Origin of the sequence: Fibrella aestuarina BUZ 2, assembly GCF_000331105.1 — a bacterium.
GTDB classification, from domain to species: Bacteria; Bacteroidota; Bacteroidia; order Cytophagales; family Spirosomataceae; genus Fibrella; species Fibrella aestuarina.
This window is the reverse complement of the sequence record NC_020054.1, coordinates 3,140,746-3,163,319: the sequence shown is the minus strand read 5'-3', so window position 1 is coordinate 3,163,319 and position 22,574 is coordinate 3,140,746. Positions and strand designations below refer to the sequence as shown.

15 protein-coding genes are annotated in these 22,574 nt (G+C 54.2%); 5 read left to right on the top strand and 10 right to left on the bottom strand.

Annotated elements, in window-relative coordinates:
* Positions 1-25: 25 nt before the first annotated feature.
* Complete coding sequence (locus tag FAES_RS12880; RefSeq protein WP_015331654.1) at positions 26-1,585, bottom strand: acyl-CoA carboxylase subunit beta; 1,560 nt, start codon at positions 1,583-1,585, stop codon at positions 26-28.
* Positions 1,586-1,966: 381 nt separating this feature from the next.
* Here FAES_RS12880 and FAES_RS12875 point away from each other — a divergent pair, with 381 nt between their 5' ends.
* Positions 1,967-3,463, top strand: a complete 1,497-nt coding sequence (locus FAES_RS12875; protein ID WP_015331653.1) for a Gfo/Idh/MocA family protein — start codon at positions 1,967-1,969, stop codon at positions 3,461-3,463.
* A gap of 46 nt (positions 3,464-3,509) precedes the next feature.
* Here FAES_RS12875 and FAES_RS12870 read toward each other — a convergent pair whose 3' ends face one another.
* Complete coding sequence (locus FAES_RS12870; RefSeq protein ID WP_015331652.1) at positions 3,510-4,256, bottom strand: peroxiredoxin family protein; 747 nt, start codon at positions 4,254-4,256, stop codon at positions 3,510-3,512.
* Positions 4,257-4,343: 87 nt separating this feature from the next.
* Between FAES_RS12870 and FAES_RS12865 the strand changes: the two genes are divergently transcribed.
* Entirely contained in the window at positions 4,344-5,126 is a 783-nt protein-coding gene (locus tag FAES_RS12865) for a PI-PLC domain-containing protein (protein ID WP_015331651.1), read from the top strand.
* Positions 5,127-5,162: 36 nt separating this feature from the next.
* On the top strand, positions 5,163-6,524 hold the full coding sequence (locus tag FAES_RS12860) for a D-arabinono-1,4-lactone oxidase (protein ID WP_015331650.1): 1,362 nt from the start codon (positions 5,163-5,165) through the stop codon (positions 6,522-6,524).
* A 32-nt stretch (positions 6,525-6,556) separates the two neighbouring features.
* Here FAES_RS12860 and FAES_RS30045 read toward each other — a convergent pair whose 3' ends face one another.
* From FAES_RS30045 to FAES_RS12840, 4 genes are all read right to left on the bottom strand, one after another.
* Positions 6,557-7,747 (bottom strand): hypothetical protein, encoded by a 1,191-nt coding sequence (locus tag FAES_RS30045; protein ID WP_148289355.1) that lies wholly within the window; start codon positions 7,745-7,747, stop codon positions 6,557-6,559.
* Positions 7,748-7,837: 90 nt separating this feature from the next.
* A complete protein-coding gene (locus tag FAES_RS12850; protein ID WP_015331648.1) occupies positions 7,838-9,046 on the bottom strand; it encodes a hypothetical protein in 1,209 nt (402 codons plus the stop codon).
* A gap of 86 nt (positions 9,047-9,132) precedes the next feature.
* Positions 9,133-11,661, bottom strand: a complete 2,529-nt coding sequence (locus FAES_RS12845) for an ATP-dependent Clp protease ATP-binding subunit (protein ID WP_015331647.1) — start codon at positions 11,659-11,661, stop codon at positions 9,133-9,135.
* Between the two features lie 162 nt (positions 11,662-11,823).
* Positions 11,824-12,429 carry a WbqC family protein gene (locus FAES_RS12840; RefSeq protein ID WP_041257836.1) on the bottom strand — a complete coding sequence of 202 codons (606 nt, stop codon included), beginning with the start codon at positions 12,427-12,429 and terminating at the stop codon, positions 11,824-11,826.
* Positions 12,430-12,611: 182 nt separating this feature from the next.
* Between FAES_RS12840 and FAES_RS12835 the strand changes: the two genes are divergently transcribed.
* Both FAES_RS12835 and FAES_RS12830 read left to right on the top strand, forming a co-directional pair.
* Entirely contained in the window at positions 12,612-14,990 is a 2,379-nt protein-coding gene (locus FAES_RS12835; protein ID WP_015331645.1) for a M20/M25/M40 family metallo-hydrolase, read from the top strand.
* A gap of 28 nt (positions 14,991-15,018) precedes the next feature.
* Positions 15,019-16,896: a CocE/NonD family hydrolase gene (locus FAES_RS12830; protein ID WP_015331644.1), complete on the top strand. Its 1,878-nt coding sequence runs from the start codon at positions 15,019-15,021 to the stop codon at positions 16,894-16,896.
* A gap of 68 nt (positions 16,897-16,964) precedes the next feature.
* Here FAES_RS12830 and FAES_RS12825 read toward each other — a convergent pair whose 3' ends face one another.
* The 4 genes from FAES_RS12825 to FAES_RS12805 form a co-directional block, all read right to left on the bottom strand.
* Complete coding sequence (locus tag FAES_RS12825) at positions 16,965-17,849, bottom strand: lipoprotein signal peptidase (RefSeq protein ID WP_015331643.1); 885 nt, start codon at positions 17,847-17,849, stop codon at positions 16,965-16,967.
* A 95-nt stretch (positions 17,850-17,944) separates the two neighbouring features.
* The gene (locus FAES_RS12820; protein ID WP_051054123.1) at positions 17,945-19,168 is read right to left on the bottom strand and encodes a proline dehydrogenase family protein; all 1,224 of its coding nucleotides are present in this window, start codon (positions 19,166-19,168) and stop codon (positions 17,945-17,947) included.
* 853 nt (positions 19,169-20,021) lie between these two features.
* On the bottom strand, positions 20,022-21,227 hold the full coding sequence (locus tag FAES_RS12810) for a hypothetical protein (RefSeq protein WP_158408778.1): 1,206 nt from the start codon (positions 21,225-21,227) through the stop codon (positions 20,022-20,024).
* 23 nt (positions 21,228-21,250) lie between these two features.
* The gene (locus FAES_RS12805; RefSeq protein ID WP_015331640.1) at positions 21,251-22,159 is read right to left on the bottom strand and encodes a hypothetical protein; all 909 of its coding nucleotides are present in this window, start codon (positions 22,157-22,159) and stop codon (positions 21,251-21,253) included.
* Between the last annotated feature and the right edge of the window lie 415 nt (positions 22,160-22,574).

Sequence of the window (22,574 nt, the reverse complement as noted above, 5' to 3'; positions counted from 1 at the left end):
CCCGCAACAGCCTGTTGCATAGCCTTTACAGCGGAATGTTGCCGTGTTTTTTGCGGGGGAGCGTCGCCACTTTGTTTTCGAGCATCTGAAACGCCCGCATCAGCTTCTGCCGGGTTTCGGTCGGGTAGATCACCTCGTCGATATAGCCCCGGTGAGCGGCGCGGTACGGGTTGGCAAACTTTTCGGTATACTCCTGCACCTTCTCCTGCAACTTGGCCTGCGGGTCATCGGCGGTGGCAATTTCGCGTTTGAAGATAATCTCAGCGGCCCCGCTGGCACCCATCACCGCAATCTCGGCCGTTGGCCAGGCGTAGTTCATATCGGCACCGATGTGTTTCGAGTTCATCACATCGTAGGCCCCGCCGTAGGCCTTGCGCGTAATCACCGTTACGCGCGGCACGGTTGCTTCGCAGAAGGCGTAGAGCAGCTTGGCCCCGTTAGTGATGATGCCGTTCCACTCCTGATCGGTGCCGGGCAAGAAGCCAGGTACGTCTTCCAGCACCAGCAGGGGTACGTTGAAACTGTCGCAGAAGCGCACAAACCGGGCCGCTTTGGTGCTGGCGTTAATGTCGAGCACCCCGGCCAGCACGGCGGGCTGGTTGCCCACTACGCCGATACTCCGCCCGCCGATACGCGCAAACCCGACCACGATGTTCTCCGCAAAGTTTTTGTGGACTTCCAGAAACGAACCAGTATCAACAATAGCCTCGATCACCTCGCGCATGTCGTAGGGCTGATTGGGGTTTTCGGGAATGATACTATCCAGTGCCGGGCGGCTTTCGTCGCCGGTCGATTCATACGGCAGCATGGGCGGCTGATCCTCACAGTTTTGCGGGATGTAGCTTAACAACTGCTTGATATGCTGGATGCAGGCCAGTTCGTTGGCACAGGCGAAGTGTGTTACGCCCGATTTGGTGCTGTGTGTGCTAGCTCCGCCCAGTTCTTCGGCGGTCACTTCCTCGTGTGTAACGGTCTTTACAACGTTGGGGCCGGTCACGAACATGTAGCTCGTGTTTTCGACCATGAAAATAAAATCGGTGATGGCCGGGCTATAGACCGCCCCACCGGCGCAGGGGCCCATGATGGCCGACAGTTGCGGGATTACGCCCGACGCCAGCGTGTTCCGGTAAAAAATATCGGCATAGCCCGCCAGCGACAGCACACCCTCCTGAATACGGGCCCCGCCCGAATCGTTGAGGCCAATGAGCGGCGCACCATTTTGCATGGCTAGGTCCATCAGCTTGCAGATCTTTTCGGCATGGGTTTCCGACAACGCTCCGCCAAATACCGTAAAATCCTGCGCAAACACGTAGACCAACCGCCCGTCGATGGTGCCGTAGCCCGTTACGACGCCGTCGCCAAGGTAGTATTCTTTATCGAGGCCAAAATCTTTGGTTCGGTGCATGACAAACTTACCGATCTCTTCGAAAGACCCCTCATCGACCAGCAGGGCGATGCGCTCGCGGGCCGTCAGCTTGCCTTTGGTATGTTGGGCGTCGATTCGTTTCTGGCCACCACCCAGCAGGGCTTCGGCATTTTTTCGGTCGAGGGCTTCGGTCTTCGATGGTTTAGTCATGGACTCCATGCAGGCGTTTGTTAACTGAATATGTGCTGTCAGCAAAAGTACAGTAGGGACCAGACAAAAAAAGCCCTGCACGGCGGATTCTGTAGCGCCCGGTTTGATTCGGCTATCCCCCTCTTTTCGGGGCAAAAACGGGTCAGTTGCCTACAGGTGGAGCGCATAGGTACTCGCTGACCAACGCCCCTCACCCTGGCTCTATTTAGGCCTGAAAACCGCCCGGTCCAGGTACGTTGCCGAGCAGCCCGCCCGGCCGTTGGTAGCCGGTTAGATACCGACAGGCGGGCCACTACCTTTTTTGCGGACCCAAGCGGTAAGTTGGCCCACTTTCGCCTTTTACCAGAAAGCAAGTTCATTTTCTGCAACGTCAACCCAACTTGCCCGTTTATGAGTCAGACAAACCAATCAAACGAAGCGTCGAACCAGCCTTCACCGCAGCCTTCGTCGCAGCCTTCGCGGCGGCAATTTTTGCAAACCGGGGCGCTGGCCGCCGGGTCTTTCTTCATTGTACCCCGTCACGTGCTGGGCAAAGGTTTTATCGCCCCGTCTGATAAACTCAACATCGCCGGGGTAGGCATTGCCGGGAAAGGCTATTCCGACACCAACAACGCCTTTAACAACGGGGCTAACAATATTGTAGCCCTCTGTGATATCGACTGGGGCCGCGATCAGGTTAAAAAGAATTTCGAGAACCACCCCAAAGCGGCGAAGTACAAGGATTTCCGGAAGATGCTGGAAAAGGAGGGCAAGAACATCGACGCCGTAACGGTCTCAACTGCCGACCATACGCACGCCGTCGTGGCAATGGCCGCCATGCAATTGGGTAAGCACGTGTACGTGCAGAAACCCCTGACGCACAATATCTACGAAGCCCGGATGCTCACCGAAGCGGCCCGCAAATACAACGTGGTCACGCAGATGGGCAACCAGGGGTCGTCGAACCCCATGCAGCAGGTGATGGTGGATTGGGTGAAGAAGGGCCTGATTGGCAACGTACATACCATTAACTTCTGGACCAACCGCCCCGTATGGCCGCAGGGTATTCCGGTACCGCAAACCACGACCCCGCCCGACGACGTAGACTGGGACCTGTGGATCGGGCCAGCGCAAAAAGTGGGGTATTCGCCCAGCTATCATCCGTTCAAATGGCGCGGCTGGTGGAACTTCGGAGCCGGCGCGCTGGGCGACATCGGGTGCCACATCATGGACGTGCCGTTCCGTACGCTGGGGCTGGGTTCGCCCACCTCGGTGGAGTGCAGCGTGGGGGCCGTGTTCCTGAAAGACTGGACACCCGAATACATCCCCGAAGGCTGCCCGCCGTCGTCGCAGGTGATGCTCCAGTTCGAGCCAACCCGCACCAACAAGACGCCCATCACGATGACCTGGTCTGACGGTGGTATCAAGCCCCTGCGGCCCGAGATGCTGCCCGACAGCGAACCGCTCAGCGAAGACGGTGGCCAGAACGGGATGCTGATGATCGGCGATAAAGGCCTACTGACCTGCGGCATGTATGGGCAGAACCCGAAGATCTACACCAAGAAAGGTGATAAGATCGACGCGCCGAAAGCGGAGGCCAGCAAACTGCCCGAGTTTGGCCATCAGGTGCTCTGGGCCGACGCCTGCAAAGCCGGCTTTAACAGTAAGGAGCACAAAGCGCTCAGCTCGTCGTTTGACTTCGCGGGTCCGCTCACCGAAACGGTGCTGATGGGCAACCTTGCTATCCGCAGCTACAACCTCCGCACCGCGAAAGGTGATGGCCGTGGGTTTGATTACCCCGGTCGGAAAAAGCTGTTGTGGGATGGTAAGAACATGAAGATCACCAACTACGACGAAGCCAACCAGTTTGTTTCGCGTAATTACCGCGACGGCTGGAAACTGGCCTAATCGAGTTGCCCAACGCAGGAATGGCCCCTACTCGTAGGGGCCATTCTTAGTTTAATGCTTTCAGGCTATCAGCCAGTTGCTGCGTTTCGGACCCACTTAGGTTTGCGACGACCTTGCCGGTTTTGTCGATGAGGATCACGGAGGGGAATGAAACCACGTGGAATTTCTCCAGAAAGCCTCGCCCATCGCCCACAGGCACAAAGGGCACCGGCTGCGCGCCCAGGAGGTTCGCTATCTGATCGGGTGCGTCGCCAGTGACACCCAGCGAAACGAGTTTCCCCGCCTCCATGGCGGGCGTGATCTGTTTAGCCAGTGCTTCCAGTTGAGCCTTGCTCATGAATGGTGGGCGTAACGTCACCCAGAACGAAAGGATGATTGGTTTACCAGCCAGATCGGTCAGTCTGTATTCGTGGCCATTGGTGCCCTTCATGACAAAACGTGGCATTTGCTGGCCCGGCTTGGGCGCGTAAGCTGGGTCACGGTCGTTAAAATGGCCCGTTTCCCGTTCCTCCCGGGTTGCCCGCCGGTACCGATACTGGTCGGGCTTGCCATATTCGTTATAAGCGGGCCTCAGACGGTGGCCGCGCGGATCGGCTCGGTTCAACGCCGCAAATTCGGCCAGTGTCATTCGTTTCCCTGTCGAATCATCGTAAATAACGGCATCGTCGGGAATCGTGTATCGATAGGTCATGCCCGTGCGCTCACCCCGACCGGCTGGAGTTGTCTGTTGGGCGAACGAGGTCAATGTACCGAGCAGCAAGGCACTCACGAAGCAAGGGGTAACAAGTCGCATCTTTTTTCATTAATGGTTACCAAAGGTAATTTACCCACTCATACCTGGAGGTTGATTTCTGTCATTTTTTACCAGTACATTTAATGCATGACACGTAACCTGTTTCTGGATGTTTTCCTGATTCTGCTCACCGGCATCATGGCGAGTCCGCTCGTCGGCATTGGGCAACCGCTGGTCTTTGCGCATAACGATTACGAAAAACCACAGCCGCTGGCCAACGCCCTCGCCGCCCGCGCCGACTTTATCGAAGCCGACGTGTTTTTGCGCAATGGGCAGCTGGTGCTGGCGCATACGCCCGCCGAAGCCGACACGGCCAAACGTACGCTTGAGGCAACGTACCTGACTCCGCTGGGTACGTTGTTTACCCAATACAATGGCCGGGTGAGCCCAGACCGCCGCTATGCCCCCACGCTGATGATCGACGTGAAAGACAAGGCCGACGAGGTGCTGCCCATTCTACGGACGCTGATCGAAAAGCAGATTATCGTGTTTAGCCGCCACAGTTCGGCGCAGGCGGTTCGGGTGGTGGTGAGCGGCAACCGGCCCCGCGTCGAAAACTACCTCGATTTTCCGCTGTACCTGTTTTTCGACGGGCGCCCAAGCGAACTCTACGACGACGAAACCGTCAAGCGGGTCGCCCTGATTTCGGACAATTTCCGGTCCTACGCCCGCTGGGATGGTAACGGCGAGATCAGCGACGAAGACAAAGCCAAACTCAAGCGGATCATCAAACGCGCCCACGAAGCAGGTTGTCCCATCCGGTTCTGGAATGCCCCCGATACCCCCAATGCCTGGAAACAACTCCGCAAGCTGGGCGTCGATGTCATCAATACCGACCACGTGACCGAGTGCGTGGAAGCCGTGCGCTAGCGCTGTATCCCGCCTCCCTTCCCTCCTTTACCCACCATGAAGAAGCGTACATTTCTCAAACTGTCATCGGCCCTTCTGGCTGGTCCTTTCGTGTCGCCATTGACCCGTTTAGCTGCGCAATCCCTCCCCGGCGAAAAGCTTCGCAATTGGGCTGGCAATTACCAATACAGTACCGACCGGCTGCATTCGGCCAAAGCAGCGGAACAGGTCCCTAAGCTGGTACAACAATGTAGCCGGGTGAAGGTGCTGGGCACGCGCCATTGCTTCAACGGCATCGCCGACAGCGCCCACAACCTGCTGTCGGTGCTGCCACTCGATGACGTCATCGACCTCAACCCATCGGCCCGCACTGTTACCGTGGGCGCAGGCATGAAATACGGTCAGCTAGCACCACTGTTGCATGAGAAAGGCTTCGCGCTGCACAACCTGGCGTCGTTGCCGCACATTTCGGTGGCGGGCGCCTGTGCAACGGCTACACACGGCTCGGGCGTGGGCAATGGCAATCTGGCCACGGCGGTGTCGGGCTTCGAACTGGTTACGGCAGCGGGCGACGTCAAAACGTTGAGCCGGGCCGCCGATGGCGACCTGTTCAAGGGAGCCGTTGTGCATCTGGGTGCGCTGGGCGTAGTCACGAAAGTGACCCTTGATATTCAGCCGACGTTTGACGCCACACAACATGTGTACGAAAACCTACCCCTGGCTCAACTTAAACCCCACTTTGACCAGATCATGTCGGGCGGCTACAGCGTCAGCCTCTTTACCGACTGGCAAAACCAAACCATCAGCGAAGTGTGGGTAAAACGCCGCGTAGAGCCGGGTAAACCAACCGAGGCACCAACGGACTATTTCGGGGCCAAAGCTGCGACCAAAAACCTCCACCCCATCGCCGCGCTATCGGCCGAGAACTGCACGGCGCAACTGGGTGTACCCGGCCCCTGGTATGAACGCCTGCCGCACTTCCGGATGGGCTTCACGCCGAGCAGTGGCAAAGAGCTACAGTCGGAGTATTTTGTGGGACAGGAAAACGCCGTCGACGCTATATTGGCGATAGAAAAGCTGAAAGACCGCATTACACCCCACCTGTTCATTTCGGAGATCAGAACCATCGCCGCCGACGATCTCTGGCTCAGCACGGCTTACAAACGTCCGAGCGTGGCCATCCACTTCACCTGGAAACCCGAGTGGGCCGCCGTCCGGCAGTTGCTCCCCGTCATCGAACGCGAGTTGGCCCCGTTTGCCGCACGTCCTCACTGGGGCAAGCTGTTCAAAATGGCACCGGCGCAGTTTACCAAGCTCTACGATCGCCTGCCCGATTTCCAGAAACTCACGGCCCAGTATGACCCCAAGGGCAAGTTCCGCAACGATTTTCTGAGCAAAACGGTGTTGCCCCTGGCCTGACGATTGGCCGCGGCAACGTACCTGAACCAGCCTTAAAGTGCGTAGTAAATCGCAAAGTTAGAGAGTGTGGTGGCCGTAGCGCTTACGTTGATCGATGAAGTAGACCGCAAATTGGCCGTGTTTGGAGACCACGCGTAGCGGCCGTCCAGCGTACCCAACGTTGTCTGGATAATAACCCGCTCACCCAACATATAAGCAAGCCCTCCCCGTAGCGCCAGAGCGGCGTAGCGTTGGGAGACGTCGCTGCCCGGATTTTTGGTAAACCCGTAACCAACGCTGCCTTCAATGAAAGGCCGTAACCGGTTCGGACCGATGTACGACCGGACAAAGCCGTTGATACCAACCGAGTAATTGACGGCTCCGGGGGCATCTCCATTTCCCGAACGCGAGGCTGAATAATCGATACTGGCCCCGACCAGGACGTTATCGGCGACGAACTGCCCAGCCTGCACCGAAGCGGTGGCCGACGAATTTTTGCTGTTCACCCCGTTCTCCGTGTGTTCGTTACCCAACACCGAAGCCGAAGCGCCCAACAACCAGCGTCCACGTTTGGTCTGACCCGCCTCAAAAGGATCATTCGTTATTGTTGAGTTGGCGTCGCCGGTGAGAATGGCCAGGCCCAGTCCGGCACTACCCGCGCTGATCGGGAACCCCTCACTCCGCAAAGTGGCTTCCAGAGCTACCCGATTGGTCAGCCGATAAAGCAACCCGGCCTCACCGACTGGTGAAAAAGACCAGTTTCTGATCGGTATTTGCGTTTCCGGCTCAGTCGGAGGCGAAAGCCTTTCAACGGTGATTCTGCTCTGCTGCCCGCTAGCCGACAGCCCACCACCTGCATAAACCAGAAGCAGGCCGGTAGGCGCCCAATAACGACGCACCCCAAGGGCTGCGCCGAGGGCATGTACATTCACCCTAATAGTAGACACGGCTGGTAACGTACCCCCTTTGTCGTCGAATGTGGTTCGCGTAAAGTCCGCGTTGACTCTGTAGGTGAGTGCCCAGCCGTCTTTCACAAACACCGCCCGATTGAGCGCCGTACTGACCCCAAACGACTGCAGTCGATTACCATACGTACTGGCTCCAATCCCCGATGGAACAATGCTCTTCAGATTGCTATAACTGAGCCCGGCTGTTCCCGAGGTAATAGATTGGCCCTTTTGAATCTGGGCGACGAGTGGCGAGCTACTGGCTACAGTAAGGCCAAGGGCGAAGAGGTATTTCATAAGCATCAAGTTTAGCAACTCCTAAAGCTACTAAACTCAACAAGTATACGACAAACCTTCACCATTAATGTATGTTAACAACCAGACCGTTTACAGAAAGACGTAGCTCATGGTAAATGCCGGGCGCAACGTAGCGCTCACGTCGATCTGACGGCTCGATTCGCCACCGGGTTGGCTACTGGCCCATTGACTGCCTACACCCACCAGTTCGCCCTCGACAATGAACCGTTTGCCAAGCAGGTAGGCGAGGCCGCCCGCGACCCGCCATGAGTAGGTGGTCGTACGCGTATCGGCGGTGGCGCTCAGGCCGTAGGTACGTTCGCGTTGCCAGCCCACACGCGCTGTCAGGAAGGGACCAAAGCGACCTTTGGTCAGGTATTTTTTGGCAAATGGGGCCAGACCAACGCCATTGGTGGTAATGTCGGATGTGATGCCGCTGACGGTCTGCGTAGCCGACCGCACAAACTCGCTACGCTGCACCGCATGGCTGATGGGTACGCTTACACCCAGCAACCAGCGACGGCCCGTAAAGAGACCCAGGCTGGGGCTGATGGTAAATCGCTCTGTCTGTCGTGTTTCTACATTGGTGGCCAGTTCGCCCGCTGCCGAGGTAAGCTGCTGCCGATCCGTACCCAAATCGAACGTGCCACTCACCACCCAATTGCCCGTCAGCAGTTGGGTTGGGGTTTTCTTCGCGTCGGCGGCTATTGGGACCGTCTTCACGCCAGTCAGCATAACAAGGCTCAAGTTCAGGTCGGTGAAGGCAATGGGGGCTACACTCGACCGAGCTTGTAGATCGACACCCCACCGTGGACTGATGGCATAAAACAAACCCGCCTGTAGCTCGGGGCGAATGCGCCAGCGGGTGGTCAGGTCTTCGGCATTGCGTGTTTTGGTGTTGGCCGTCAGCAGGCGATCGCGGTTCAATTCAACCAGCACTCCGCCGCCAACGTACCCACGCAAGGCTTCTTTTCCCCAAAACCGACGAATGAAGGGAGCCGCCGCTACGGTTGTCAGGCGATCATCAGTAACGGCTTCGAGGGTAAAACCTTCACGGGTAAGGGTTTTCGAGCGCGACAGGCGCAGGTCGGCACCCAGCAACAAATCCGTTTGAATGAACGTGCCCTGCGTGAAGCGCAGGTCCAACGCACTAGCCTCGTTGTGTTGCTGAAACAGCGTGCTGCGGCTGCTCGCAGCATTGATCCCACCCGACCACCAGCCTACGCCGCGTTCGGTTTGTGCCCACGCCAGTTGGTTAACCACCAGCAAAAGGGCACTCAGTAGTAACAGTTTTTTCATAACGGTGGTAGTTGGTACACCTATAAACGAAAAACCCCGGACAGCAGCGGGCCATCCGGGGTTTGTTTTAGCTAACGGAATGCGCGTTACTCGGTAACAGCTTCCGGCTTTTTGACGGTGATCGTCAGCGACTCGCCCTCACCGCTATAATCGGCCTGGATCACGTCGCCTTCTTTCAGTTCGCCTTTCAGGATTTCCTCCGCGACGGGGTCTTCGAGGTAGCGTTGGATGGCGCGAGCCAATGGGCGGGCACCATACTGCTGATCGTAGCCTTTCTCGGCCAGGAAATCTTTGGCTTTCTCGGTCAGCTCCACGTTGTAACCCAAATTGAGCACACGGCCGAGGAGCTTGTTCAGCATCAGGTCGATGATCTTGTGGATGTCTTCGCGTTGCAGCGAGTTAAACACGATCACGTCATCAAGACGGTTCAGGAACTCCGGCGAGAAGGCCTTCCGCAGCGCGCTTTGGATGGTGCTCTTCATCAGTTCGTCCTGATTTTCGCTCTTGGCTTTCGTCGAGAAACCGATACCCGCACCAAAATCTTTCAGGTCACGTACCCCGATGTTTGAGGTCATGATGATGATGGTGTTACGGAAGTCGACCCGGCGGCCCAGCCCATCGGTCAGGATACCATCGTCGAGCACCTGCAACAGGATGTTGAACACATCCGGGTGGGCTTTTTCGATCTCATCGAGCAGCACAACCGAGTACGGCTTGCGACGAATCTTCTCGGTCAGCTGACCGCCTTCTTCGTAACCGACGTAGCCCGGAGGGGCACCAACCAGCCGCGATACGCTGAATTTCTCCATGTACTCCGACATATCGATCCGCACCAGGGCGTCGTCCTTGTCGAACAGGTACGTGGCCAGCACCTTCGCCAACTCGGTTTTACCAACCCCGGTTGGGCCGAGGAAGATAAACGAACCGATTGGTTTCTTCGGATCTTTCAGGCCGACGCGGGTCCGTTGGATGGCTTTCACCAGCTTCTCGATCGCGGCATCCTGCCCGATTACCTTGCCTTTCAGCTCGGTGCCCATCGACACGAGTTTCTTGCCTTCGTCGTTCGATACGCTCGTCACGGGGATGCCCGTCATCATCGCTACGACTTCGGCCACGTTTTCTTCGTTGACGGTGTAGCGGCGCTTCTTGGTATCTTCCTCCCACGCCTGCTTGGCGCGTTCGAGCTGATCGATCAGGCGTTTCTCCTTGTCGCGGAGTTGGGCAGCCTCTTCGTATTTCTGGCTCTTCACCACCTGGTTTTTCTCCTTCTTGATATTCTCGATCGACTCTTCGAGCTTCAGAATATCTTCGGGAACGGTGATGTTACTGATGTGCACGCGGGCACCTACTTCATCCAGCACGTCGATCGCCTTATCGGGCAGGAAGCGGTCAGAGATATACCGCTCCGACAGTTTCACCGCGGCCTCAACGGCTTCCGGCGTGTAGTTGACGTGGTGGTGATCTTCGTACTTATCCTTGATGTTGTTCAAGATCTCGATGGTTTCGTCGATCGACGTCGCATCGACCATCACCATCTGGAAACGACGGGCCAGGGCACCATCTTTCTCGATGTACTGGCGGTATTCGTCCAGCGTAGTGGCCCCGATGCATTGAATGTCGCCGCGGGCCAGGGCTGGCTTGAACATGTTCGAGGCATCGAGCGAGCCAGAGGCCCCACCCGCACCCACGATCGTGTGCAGCTCATCGATGAACAGAATCACTTCGGGCGATTTTTCCAGCTCGTTCATCACGGCCTTCATGCGCTCTTCAAACTGACCGCGGTATTTGGTACCGGCCACCAAGGAGGCGAGATCGAGCGTAACGACGCGCTTGCCAAACAGCACGCGTGATACTTTCTTCTGAACGATGCGCAGCGCGAGGCCTTCGGCGATAGCCGTTTTACCAACGCCCGGCTCACCAATCAGAATCGGGTTGTTTTTCTTACGGCGGCTCAGGATCTGGGCCACGCGCTCAATTTCTTTTTCACGGCCCACAATGGGGTCGAGCTTGCCCAGCTCAGCCAGCTTGGTCAGGTCACGGCCAAAATTGTCGAGTACAGGCGTACGCGATTTTTCTGAGCCTTTCTCTTTACCCTGGCTGGTACCGCCGCTGCCACCAAACATGCCGCGATCATTGTCGTCGTCGTCGGTATCGTGGGCCATCGTGGGTTTACTTCCAGTCGATTGGTATTCCAGCATCTCCTTAATGACTTCGTAATTGACATTGAATTTGTGCAGAATCTGCGTCGCAACGTTGTCTTCGTCGCGCAGAATCGACAGCAACAGATGTTCTGTGCCGATCAGAGGGCTTTTGAAAATCTTCGCTTCTAAATACGTAATCTTCAGGGTCTTTTCCGACTGACGGGTCAGGGGGATATTGGCCAGATTCTTAACGTTGTTGGTTGCGGTTCCTTTCGTGGCTTGTTCGATAGTGATCCGAAGCTCATCGAGTGAGATCTGTAGCTTCTTCAGCAGCCCTACCGCCACGCCTTCGCCCTCGCGAATCATGCCCAGTAGCAAGTGTTCGGTGCCGATGTAATCGTGCCCGAGCCGCAAAGCCTCTTCCCGGCTGAGGGAAATGACTTCTTTAACGCGGTTTGAAAATTTTGCTTCCATTCGCTTAGGGTCCAATCGTATTAGCGTCCTTATTGAAATAACGTAATTTAATTTGGGAATGTTCAGGGGCAATGCGGGAAAGAAATAAAGAGCGAACGGGCGGTACAAACGGCTCAAGAACGTACCTGAGCCAGGGCTTCACTCGTTCGCTCTTTATTTCTTTCATGCATTGGCTACCCCCATAAACAAGGCATCCAAGATGCTCAGGTTAGGCTCAAATACAGTTCCAAAATTTTGCAGGTAGGGGCGTTGTGGGCCAAATAACCCGGTTTCGCCCCGTTTTGCGGGTATTACCCTCGAACGGGCGTCAAAAACGCCGACGGGGGTATCTCGTTCGTACCATTCTGTCAGGTTTACGGGCGTGGTGATACGCGCCCATTTACGACAGAATGTCAGCAGCGACCAGTTGAGGTCGAACAACAGCGGAAGACGCTGGGCCAGGATGGCCTCCAGATCCGGCATCAGGTACTCAAAATACGGCGCTTTGGCGTAAGCGGATTGCAGGCAGCGCAAGTGCCGGTCGATCCACTTCTGACTGTAATCGATCCGAACGTCACGGGTACGTTGCCGGTGGGTACCGTTCAGCACCGGGACGGTGAGGCAATCGACGCCATTGGCGGTCAGCACGTAGCAGCGGTTACGATAGCTTTGTTTGTGGTAGTTTTCGTGGGCTTCGATCTGCACCTCCGTTGCCTGGGCCATGCCCCGCATCACATCAAGGCATGGGAGGTAGTGAAGGTCGATCAGCAATACGTCATCAGGTGTCAAACGTGAACAGGTTGATTCGATTCTCCAACTAACGAAAAAATTGGATTCACCCAAGATAAACGGCCCCATTTTTAATCAAAAAGGCAAAAGTCGTTGCAAAACCCACCCCGGTGCCACTAATTAATGCTACATTCGGAAGGCTGCGGTAACCCACCCGATGCTCTCTCCTACCCCGCCTCTGTATGCTTCGCTCTGCTCCTGCTGCCCTGCTGTCAATCGGTCTCCTCATTGGGCTGTCGGTTTGGTTTATCCGGGCGATGCAGCCCCCGGCACCGCTGCCCGCTACGGCCCCGTCGGGCGAGTTTTCGGCGCAGCGGGCTTTTACGCACGTCCGGGCCATCGGGAACGAGCCGCACGCGATGGGTACTCCGGCGCATATACAGGTACGTAGTTACCTGCTCAATGCGTTGCGTCAGCTCAACCTGAATCCTCAGGTGCAGGAAACGACCGTGGCCCACCGCAGCGGCAACAAGGTCGGGTACGTCTTCAACGTGATGGCCCGGCTGAAAGGCCGGCAGTCCTCTGGCAAAGCGGTGCTGATGCTGGCCCATTATGATTCGCAGCCCAACGCCCGTGGTGCTGCCGACGACGCTTCGAGCGTAGCTGCCATTCTGGAAACGGCCCGCGCCCTACAGACCGGCCCGCCCCCGGAACGCGATGTCATTTTCCTGCTCACCGACGGCGAGGAATACGGGCTGTTCGGCGCGCAGGCGTTCGTGCGGCATCCCTGGGCCAAAGACGTGGGCTTTGTGATGAACCTGGAAGCGCGGGGCGTGCGCGGCCCCAGCCTGACGTTTGAGATCAGCCCGCAAAACGGCTGGGCGGTCGAGGCCTTTGGCAAAGCGGCCCCCTACCCGCTCGCTTCGTCGCTCATGTATGAAGTGTACAGCAGCCTGCCCAACAATACCGATTTCACGGTCTTCCGGCTGGCGGGCTATACTGGCCTCAACTCGGCCTACATCGACGGGTTCGTGCATTACCACAAACTCACTGATTCGCCCGAAAACCTCGACCTGGGTACGTTGCAGCACCACGGCAGTAACCTGCTAGCCCTGACGCGCTACCTGGCAAGCCAGCCACTTGAACAGACCAAAGCACCCGATAAAGTCTTTTTCAATACCGTCGGCTTTCACTTTGTGCAGTACCCAATGACGCTGAACGGCTGGCTCGTAGCCCTGCTGACGCTGGCGCTGCTGGGTACGTTGATCGTAGGGCTGCGCAAGCGCGTGCTGACGATCGGGCAAAGTCTGGCTGGCGCCGGGGCGGTTCTGCTGATTATCCTGTTGATCACGGGGTTGTTCTGGCCGATCACCGTGGGGGTTCGGCAACTACTGCCCCCGGCCTATTATTTCCGTAACGGGCTCGATGGTCGGCCCCTGCTGTTTTCGTATTACATCAATGGGATCTACGGCTCCGATCGGTTTCTGGTGGCCTACGCGCTGCTGGCCACGGGGCTGTTTGGGCTGCTCACCCGGCTATTCCTGCGCTGGATCAGGCCGTTTTCGCTCGTGATGGGCGTTTATTGGCTGGTGTATGCGCTGGTGCTGTTCACGTTTGTCCGCGTGCCGTCGGCCACGTTTCAGCTGCTCTTTCCGTTGTTGTTCAGCACGGTAGGTACGTGGGTTGTACTTCGCTGGGACCTTCATCAACGTACCCAGCGGCAGTTGGTTGTTGGGCTGGTGGCGGCGCTGCCTACGTTGTTGCTGATTCCGCTGGTGCGGCTGCTGTTCGTCACCTTCGATCTGCAAATGCCGATCATTGTGGCGATGGTGCTGTTTCTGCTTACGCTGAGTTTGCTGCTGCCGGTGCTGCTGCCCATCGACCAGCCCCTACGCTGGCGCAACGGCCCGACGGTGGCGCTGGGTACGTTGGGGCTGGGCCTGCTCCTGACGGGTTGGGCCATTTACGCCGAGCGGCCCAGCGCCGAGCAACCCCTGCACAGTATGGTGAGCTATTACCTCGATGCCGACTCAGGCCGGGCCTACTGGTCATCGCAGTCGCCCGCGATGGATCATTGGAAAAAGCAGTTTTTCCCGAAAAGCACGCAGGGGCTGTTCACCGACTTTTACCCCGCCTCGCCCCGGCAACGGCTTACAAACGGCGCGCCGGTCCTGCCGCTACCCGCCCCCACGGCAACGGTTGTGAGCGATAGCAGCACGGCCACTGGGCGCCACGTACGGCTGCGCATCAAATCGGTGCGGGGCGCGGCGGGGTTCGAGATTGGGTTGATCAGTGCTGATTCGAATGCCGTCCAGACGATGAGCATCAATGGCGAACCGGCGCGGTTTTCACGGTCGCCCCTACTAGGCTCGCCCGCTTACCAGTTCTTTACCGGTTGCAACGGGCTGCCCCTGAACCGCGAACTGACGCTGACGATTACGGCCAAACCGGGTGTGCCGCTGCAACTCCTGCTTTACGACGAAACTATGACCCTGCCCGCCTCGCTCGTTCGGGTGCCGCTACCGCCCGACGTCGTATTTGAGCAGGGACAAGGCAGTAACCAGACCGTTGTCCGAAAATTGGTTACCCTGGGCCGTGGCGGCTTCGTCACTCGTCAATAGCTTTACCCCAATTTATCTGTTTTCATCCATGCGGCTTTTCATCACCCTCATTAGCTTACTAATAGCCCTGCCCGGTCTGGCCCAAACGCCCACCGACTCGGCCTTCGTGCGCGACAACTACACCAAGCTCGACCGGCAGATTGCCATGCGCGACGGCAAGAAACTGTACACGGTCATCTACGTTCCCAAGGATGCGTCGGGCAGCGCTAAATACCCGTTTCTGATGGAGCGAACCCCCTACTCGGCGGGCCCTTACGGCGAGGGGAACTACCCCAAAAGCGGCCCTGGCCCGTCAGTAGAGCTGTCGCGCGAAAAGTTTATTTTCGTGTATCAGGACGTGCGCGGCCGCTACATGAGCGAGGGCGATTTTGAGGAGATGACACCTGCGGGCGGCACTATCAACGAAAGTACCGACACCTACGACACGGTAGAGTGGCTGCTCAAGAACATCCCGAACAACAACGGCCGTGTGGGTATTACGGGCATCTCCTACCCCGGTTTTTACGCCACAGCGGCGCTGCCCAACGCGCACCCGGCCATCCGGGCGGTGTCGCCGCAGGCTCCCGTCACCGACGAGTTTATGGGCGACGATGCCCGCCACAACGGGGCGTTTTTCCTGCTCGACAATTTCTCGTTCATGAATTATTTCGACGCGCCGCGTTCCGGTCCGGTTGCCAATTACGACGTTCTGTTTTCGAACCGTACGCCCGACGTCTATCAGTTTTTTCTGAACCTTGGTCCGGTCAAAAATGCCAACGGAGCGGCCTATTTCAACAACAAAGGCAAAATCTGGAACGAGTATGTGCAGCATGATACCTACGATGCCTACTGGCAAAGCCGCGACATCCGCCGCGCGTTGGGCCGGGTACCGACGGGGGTGGCCACGCTGGTGGTAGGCGGCTGGTACGACGCTGAAGATTTGTTTGGGGCGCTGAAAACGTACGAAGCGCTTGAAAAGCGTCCGCAGAACAAAAACCAACTGGTGATGGGGCCATGGACGCACGGAGCCTGGGCACGCCGCGAGTGGCTGGGGCTGGGCGATTTTCAGTTTGGGAGCAACACCGCCCAAACCTACCGCGATGAGTTGGAAACGCCTTTTTTTACGTACTACCTGAAAGACAAAGGCACATTCGGGAAAGACGAAGCGCGGCTGTTTAACACAGGCACGAACCAGTGGCAAAGTTTCGATAAATGGCCGACGACCAACAGCCAGCGTATTGTGTTTTCGCTCAACCAGAACGGCAAGCTGACGTCGACAAGCTTTAAATCGACCTCATCAGGCACGGCGTCCAATTCGGTGGAATACATCAGTGATCCGGCCAAGCCCGTGCCCTACACGGATGGCACTTGGTCGCGGCGCAACAATGCCTACCTGATCGAAGATCAGCGGTTTGCGGCCCGCCGCCCCGACGTGCTGGTATTTCAGACAGAGCCGCTCACGGAAGACCTCACGCTGGCCGGCCCGATTGGTGTCAATCTGCGCGTAGCCACCACAGGTACCGACGCCGATTTTATTGTTAAAGTCATCGACGTGCTGCCTGATACGGCCCAAAGCCCACGCCCAACCGTAGCGGGTGCCCGAGTTGCGACGATGGGTGGTTATCAGCGCCTGATTCGCGCTGATGTGATGCGGGGTAAATTCCGGCAGTCGATGGAGCGGCCAACCGCGTTTACACCCAACCTGAACGTACCTACGACGGTCTCGTTTACGTTAAATGACGCGCTGCACACCATCAAAAAAGGACACCGGCTGATGGTGCAGGTGCAGAGCTCGTGGTTTCCACTGGTGGACCGCAATCCGCAGACGTTCAAAGCCGCTAACGACGTCACCGAAGCCGATTACCAGAAAGCGACCATCCGCCTTTTCACCGACGCCTCAGGCATTACGGTAACGGTGCTGAAATGAAATAAGGCCTGATGGCTAAGCGGCAAACTGCTTAGCCATCAGGCCTTATTTTACTGCGATCTTACGCCTTATTTCTTCTGCTCGTCGGATTCGTTCAGGACGGGTGTTGTTACCGGCTCCTCCGTGTGAACCGGAGCTGGCTCGAATCGGCTGGGGGCTGAGTCAGGTACGTTGTCAGGCAGTGTCTCAGCCGCAGGTACGCTGGTTTCGTCAGCGTCGGCTTGCTCTAAGTCCTGTTGGTCAGTGGCATTGGTCACCTCATCCGGCTGGTTACGTTCCGTCCGTTCGGTTTCGTCGAACACCTCGGCCGTTGGGAGCACAGCCGCGTTGGTGGCATCGGGGGCGTCAGGGAGCAGATTATCGTGTTGCGCCTGCTCCTGGTAGAAGCGGCGCTGGAAGAACAGAATCAGGCAGACGCCCACGAAGATGCACGAGTCGGCAAAATTGAAGATGGGCATCGAGAAGTATTGACCACCCCAGATTGGAATCCAGCGGGGCAAAATACCTTCCCAGGCGTCTACAAAAATAAAGTCGATCACCTGCCCGTGAAACCAGGGCGTGGGGGCACCATAGGGCGCATTGTTCAGATAAACGCCATAAAACGTGCTGTCGATGACGTTCCCGATAGCCCCCGCCAGAATCAGCGCCATGGCGTAGAGCAGGCCATTGGGTGCACCGCGTTTGGCCAGATAAACCAGATACCAGCCAATTCCCGCCATCGCAAACAAGCGGAACACACTCAAGAATAGCTTGCCGTATTGGTGATTCAGCTCCATTCCGAAGGCCATGCCGGGATTCAGCACATACTGAAACTTCAGCCAGTCGCCGATAACGTGGATAGGCATATACAGGTGTTCCTGCATGTAGTGCAGAATCCAGAGCTTGGAAGCCTGATCAATGCCAATCAGCAACAGGGCCAGCAGGAAAAAACGAATGGGGTTTTTCTGAATCATCTACAAAAAGCGTTTGACGTTCGAAGTCTGACGGCTACCGGTGGCGCGCACGATGGACGCTCAACAGTAGCGATCAGACCTCAAACGTCAAACCGTTATTTTTTACAACCCTTCCGGCGTTCGAGTTCGCTCTTGACGAGGTTGAACTCGCGGCTGCTTTGGCCAGCAATGGATTTATTTTCTTCGGCCCGCCGGAACAGATACGGCATCACGGCTTCAACGGGGCCATAGGGCACATACTTCGCTACGTTGTACCCGGCATTGGCCAGGTTATACGAGATGTTGTCGCTCATACCCAGCAACTGCGCAAAGTAGATGTGCGGGTCGTTGGGCTCGATGCCCATCCGCTTCATCTGCCCGATGGTGTACTGGCAGCTGTACTCGTTGTGCGTACCCAGACAGATCGACACCACATCGCGGTTGGTCAGGCAGAAATCGATGGCGCGGTTAAAATCGCGGTCGGTATCTTCCTTCGTAGCCTGGATAGGATCCTGATACTCGTCTTCGTGCGACCGGATGCGTTCCTTTTCCAGATAGGCCCCGCGCACCAGCTTGGCACCCAGGAAATACCCTTTCAGACGCGCCTGTTCGGTGGCTTTCGTCAGCTGGTCATACATCTCCCAGCGGTACATCTGGTAGGTGTTGTAGACAACGCAACGCTCGTGGTTAAAGCGGTCCATCATCTCGTAGGCCAGGCAGTCGATCGTGTCCTGAATCCAGCTTTCTTCGGCATCGATGAAGATGCGTACGTTCTTATCGTGGGCGCGCTGGCAGAGAGTCTGCACCCGCTCGCGAACCCGGGCAAAGGCAGCCTGATCGGCTTCGCTCAGTTCGTCGCCGCGCTGAACGGCTTCGAGCAGCTCGGTTTCGGCCACGCCGGTTACTTTAAATACCGAAAACGGGATGTCCTGCGATTCGCTGGCCCGCTCGATGGTGCGGAGGATTTCAAGTACCGTGCTGTCAAAACACTTCTCGTTTTCTTCCCCCTCAACCGAATAATCGAGGATGGTGCCCACGTGTGCGTTGTGCAGGTACTGAATCGTCTTCTCACAGTCGCGGATGGTTTCGCCGCCGCAGAACTGCTCGAAAATCGTGTTTTTGATGAGCCCTTTGATGGGCAGTTGCAGGTTTAGGGCCAGTTTTATGAAAAAAGTCCCTAATTTTACCAGCCAACCTTTATTCATCAACGCAAAGAGCCAGTACGTTTTTCGTAACTTGAAATCGGACTGGGAAGAGAAGGATATCGACGTATCCTCGAATGAGACCGGTTGAGCATTGCTCAGGGTGGCAGTGGCGACCGGCTGAGGAGGGGGAGACATTAGATTACTTCGGTTCGACATAGTCAATGCGCCGTTGCCGGTGCGTTCGTCCTTAGGTCGTTCGGTAGCCTGTTTAAATAGTGGCCGAAATATAAACGAAATTTCGGCACAAAAAGGTTTTTCAGGCTGTCCTCTACTTTTTCAACAGACTAATAATCGTACAAAATTTGGGTGAGTATCAGCCACGTATACGGCTTTTTCTCCCGCAAATATACTATAAAACTATACTATTAGAACTGTGTAGGACTACTAGTTTCAAAACCTGGAGCTACCCGGTTGCCCCTCCCCCCTTCTGGACATACAACCCTACCTACCCGCACCTAACAACATTGGCCTGTAGCTGATCAACAACACAACGGGCCTGCTGACTGCTGGGCGTATCCTAAGCCTACTCATGAGCGATGCCATAATGTAGATGCTCAAGCCTTACCTACAGGGCCAGCAGCAACGGTATTACGATGCAGAGTCGGTCAATATGCCGATTGACTCCATGCTCGACACATACACGACCATTGGACTGATAAACCAGCTTACCGATTTCGCCATACAATACTGTATCTGGCACACCGGCAAGCTGGTGCACCTACAAGAAGTCAAGCCCGCGCGGGTTGTACCGGGCAACGAGCGCCACAAATGGAACGGTAAGCCTTGCTGGGGGCAATCGACTAGATGCACCAAATGCGGATGCGTCAAACGTCGTAAACGTACCCAGCCATATTACACCGAAACGTACCAGATGCTAGGAGATGTAGAGGTTATAGAACGACCGCCATGCATTACAACTATTAATCGATAGCAGATTACTCCGATATGTAATTGCCTACGCCAATTACATTAAAGCGGCCGTGGGCAATTACTCATCGGGGTATTCGGTAGCAGAGTATAAGAACGACTGCTCATTTATGAACCACCCAACAAACTTAATGAGCTTTTCAACATATTCTGCATATCCACTATCAAATGGATACGCAGGCCATTCAAACATTCCAAATCTATATCGCTCTATATTGTAGTTAGCAGCCAAGCAAACAATACGATCATATCGTTTTTTATACGAATACATCATACTTGCTGCATTCATCAATTTATCCACTTCACTGTCTGATAGTTCGTTAGGAAAATATAACATTAAATATCCTATCGAATTACATTCAAAGAATCTTCGACCAACTTCGTCAGGATCGTTCTCAACGCATTGTGCAACAATTCCCAATAGTGCTTCTACCACTGCACGACGTTCTAATCTATCAAGACTCATAAGCTCTAAGGCAAGAGTATCAGCGCCGTTTGGGAGAGGCAAAACGTACTCATTAACGAGTCTATCTATAAAGTAACTATTTCGATTAGCATATCGCTTTGCAGCTACGCTTGAATGATTATCGTAAAATTCCCAATTTCCAAGCAAATCAATTACTTTTTGATTTTCTTGCTCCTGAAAATACTCTTCCGGAAATTCTCTTGCATTTCTAAGATAAACAGATAAAATATTTTTCTCTTCACCGTACCATATACTACATTTATTTAAAGTAAGAAACTTTTCTCTTTCATCTAAATAATCAATCAAGTCTTTAACTGTGTCGAGTTCCTGCAATATCTTAGTAAAACTGTCCCTATTTAAAATAGAAACAAATCCTTTTTTATTAGAACTTGCTAATGCATAATCTTCTATTTGCTCACCTACATTTATAGTTATCCTGTATACACGTCGAAATTTTTCTTTATTAAATTTTTCTGGCTCTCGTTCTGGGTGCTTTATAAATATCTCATACTTCGAATCGAAAAGCTTTCTCTCAGCTCCATACAATTGACTTGATGACTTCGCAACTACTTTCTTCTCATATCTTTGTTTCTTAACTTCAATTGAAGCATCAGGAAAATCATAATTCTTAACTGAGACGATGATACACACATCTTGAAACAAGACTAACAGATCACAAATCTCTTTGCTGTCGCCGTTTAGATCTATCGGACCTGGGTAACACCAATATTTTAAGTACGTGTCGTAAGCTAAATTATTAACAAACTCCTCCCCTGCTTTACCCTTGTCATTGATCTCCATGTTATTCATAAAATAATGCGTCATTACAACACAGTCTTGATAATTTCAATTATTAGAGATGGGTAGACCTGAGCTGAAAATGTAATCTCACGTGTATTCGGGTCTCCACGAACAATCTCAGAAAGAACACAACACTTTGTTGTATTATTTGAATCTCCTATTTCTTCAGCAGAAAAATATTCATGCTTAAAATTCTCCAAGAAACTTATACTATCACCAAGTGCTTTGCTTTCAATTTCAATTACTGTCTGATTCAATTCCATCATTAAGTCATAATAGACAGCCATTATTTTTAATGCTTTCAAATCATAATTAATAACTTTAAAATCCTCTTTAAGCCGAGAACCCCATTCATCAAAATCATTAATGAGTGCATTCATCTTAAACAACGGGGCAATAACTAATTGCCTTTTGTTTTCAGCACTCAATACTATAGAAATATCAATACCATTCATAGGCAATCCACAATGCTGAGCATAGTTCCTTAACTTGCCTATAAATCTATATTCGAAATTATTATCATACAATTCATTTGTTTTTTTTATGAATACTTTAACTTGATCTGAATCTTTTGGATATTTTCTTTTTAGATATGTAGTTGTGTGATCTAAATATGTTCTAACAGAAGAAAGCAGATTCAAGAGCAATCTATTAGAATTTCTTGAGACAAGGTAGATTACACCATCATCATCGTTTAACATATTAGCACTTGCTTTCTGTATAAACTGTCCCAATACGCTCTCAAAATATTCATTAAGCTCTAGATAATTAACAGCTAGCATTTGAAATAATTCTTGCTGATTAAAAAATTTACTTATATTTAAATAATGCTTGGAATAATCTTTGTACGTATCCTCAGAAATGGCGCATTTGAATATTAGTTCCTGCTGATTATCTATGGTTCTGGTAATTCCAACTCCGAAGCGTTCCATTTCCCCTAATTACGGTATTATACGCGTTATGACTCAAGAAAGTTATTCGTCAAATACTTTCATTTCACTTACACAGGATGTCTGATGATTTGGAGCAATCGTCCAGAAGAACGTTTTACAACCAGCTTCATTGCATACAACAATCGTTAGAATCACTATGAAGGATCACACAATTTACGCTTTTTATAATACATTGTCATAAGGATCTTGTATGTAACGTATGTCAATATAATTATCGGCTACAAATATCCGTTAAACACTCATGAGGCCACCAGTAGCGGCTGGCCCTTTAGAGCCAACCAACAGCCATCACCGTCGAATCGTAGATGAATGGCGGCAACAGCACGGCGTAACGATGCAGGGTTTCCGAGCTGATGGTCAGCCGCTAGCACGGCTGGCTGATGGCAGCGAGTGG

What these genes read in the sequence shown, in the direction of transcription:
- FAES_RS12880 (WP_015331654.1), bottom strand. Translation starts at nt 1,585, where the DNA reads ATGGAGTCCATGACTAAACCATCGAAGACCGAAGCCCTCGACCGAAAA.
- FAES_RS12875 (WP_015331653.1), top strand. Translation starts at nt 1,967, where the DNA reads ATGAGTCAGACAAACCAATCAAACGAAGCGTCGAACCAGCCTTCACCG.
- FAES_RS12870 (WP_015331652.1), bottom strand. Translation starts at nt 4,256, where the DNA reads ATGCGACTTGTTACCCCTTGCTTCGTGAGTGCCTTGCTGCTCGGTACA.
- FAES_RS12865 (WP_015331651.1), top strand. Translation starts at nt 4,344, where the DNA reads ATGACACGTAACCTGTTTCTGGATGTTTTCCTGATTCTGCTCACCGGC.
- FAES_RS12860 (WP_015331650.1), top strand. Translation starts at nt 5,163, where the DNA reads ATGAAGAAGCGTACATTTCTCAAACTGTCATCGGCCCTTCTGGCTGGT.
- FAES_RS30045 (WP_148289355.1), bottom strand. Translation starts at nt 7,747, where the DNA reads ATGAAATACCTCTTCGCCCTTGGCCTTACTGTAGCCAGTAGCTCGCCA.
- FAES_RS12850 (WP_015331648.1), bottom strand. Translation starts at nt 9,046, where the DNA reads ATGAAAAAACTGTTACTACTGAGTGCCCTTTTGCTGGTGGTTAACCAA.
- FAES_RS12845 (WP_015331647.1), bottom strand. Translation starts at nt 11,661, where the DNA reads ATGGAAGCAAAATTTTCAAACCGCGTTAAAGAAGTCATTTCCCTCAGC.
- FAES_RS12835 (WP_015331645.1), top strand. Translation starts at nt 12,612, where the DNA reads ATGCTTCGCTCTGCTCCTGCTGCCCTGCTGTCAATCGGTCTCCTCATT.
- FAES_RS12830 (WP_015331644.1), top strand. Translation starts at nt 15,019, where the DNA reads ATGCGGCTTTTCATCACCCTCATTAGCTTACTAATAGCCCTGCCCGGT.
- FAES_RS12825 (WP_015331643.1), bottom strand. Translation starts at nt 17,849, where the DNA reads ATGATTCAGAAAAACCCCATTCGTTTTTTCCTGCTGGCCCTGTTGCTG.
- FAES_RS12820 (WP_051054123.1), bottom strand. Translation starts at nt 19,168, where the DNA reads ATGTCTCCCCCTCCTCAGCCGGTCGCCACTGCCACCCTGAGCAATGCT.
- FAES_RS12810 (WP_158408778.1), bottom strand. Translation starts at nt 21,227, where the DNA reads ATGGAGATCAATGACAAGGGTAAAGCAGGGGAGGAGTTTGTTAATAAT.
- FAES_RS12805 (WP_015331640.1), bottom strand. Translation starts at nt 22,159, where the DNA reads ATGGAACGCTTCGGAGTTGGAATTACCAGAACCATAGATAATCAGCAG.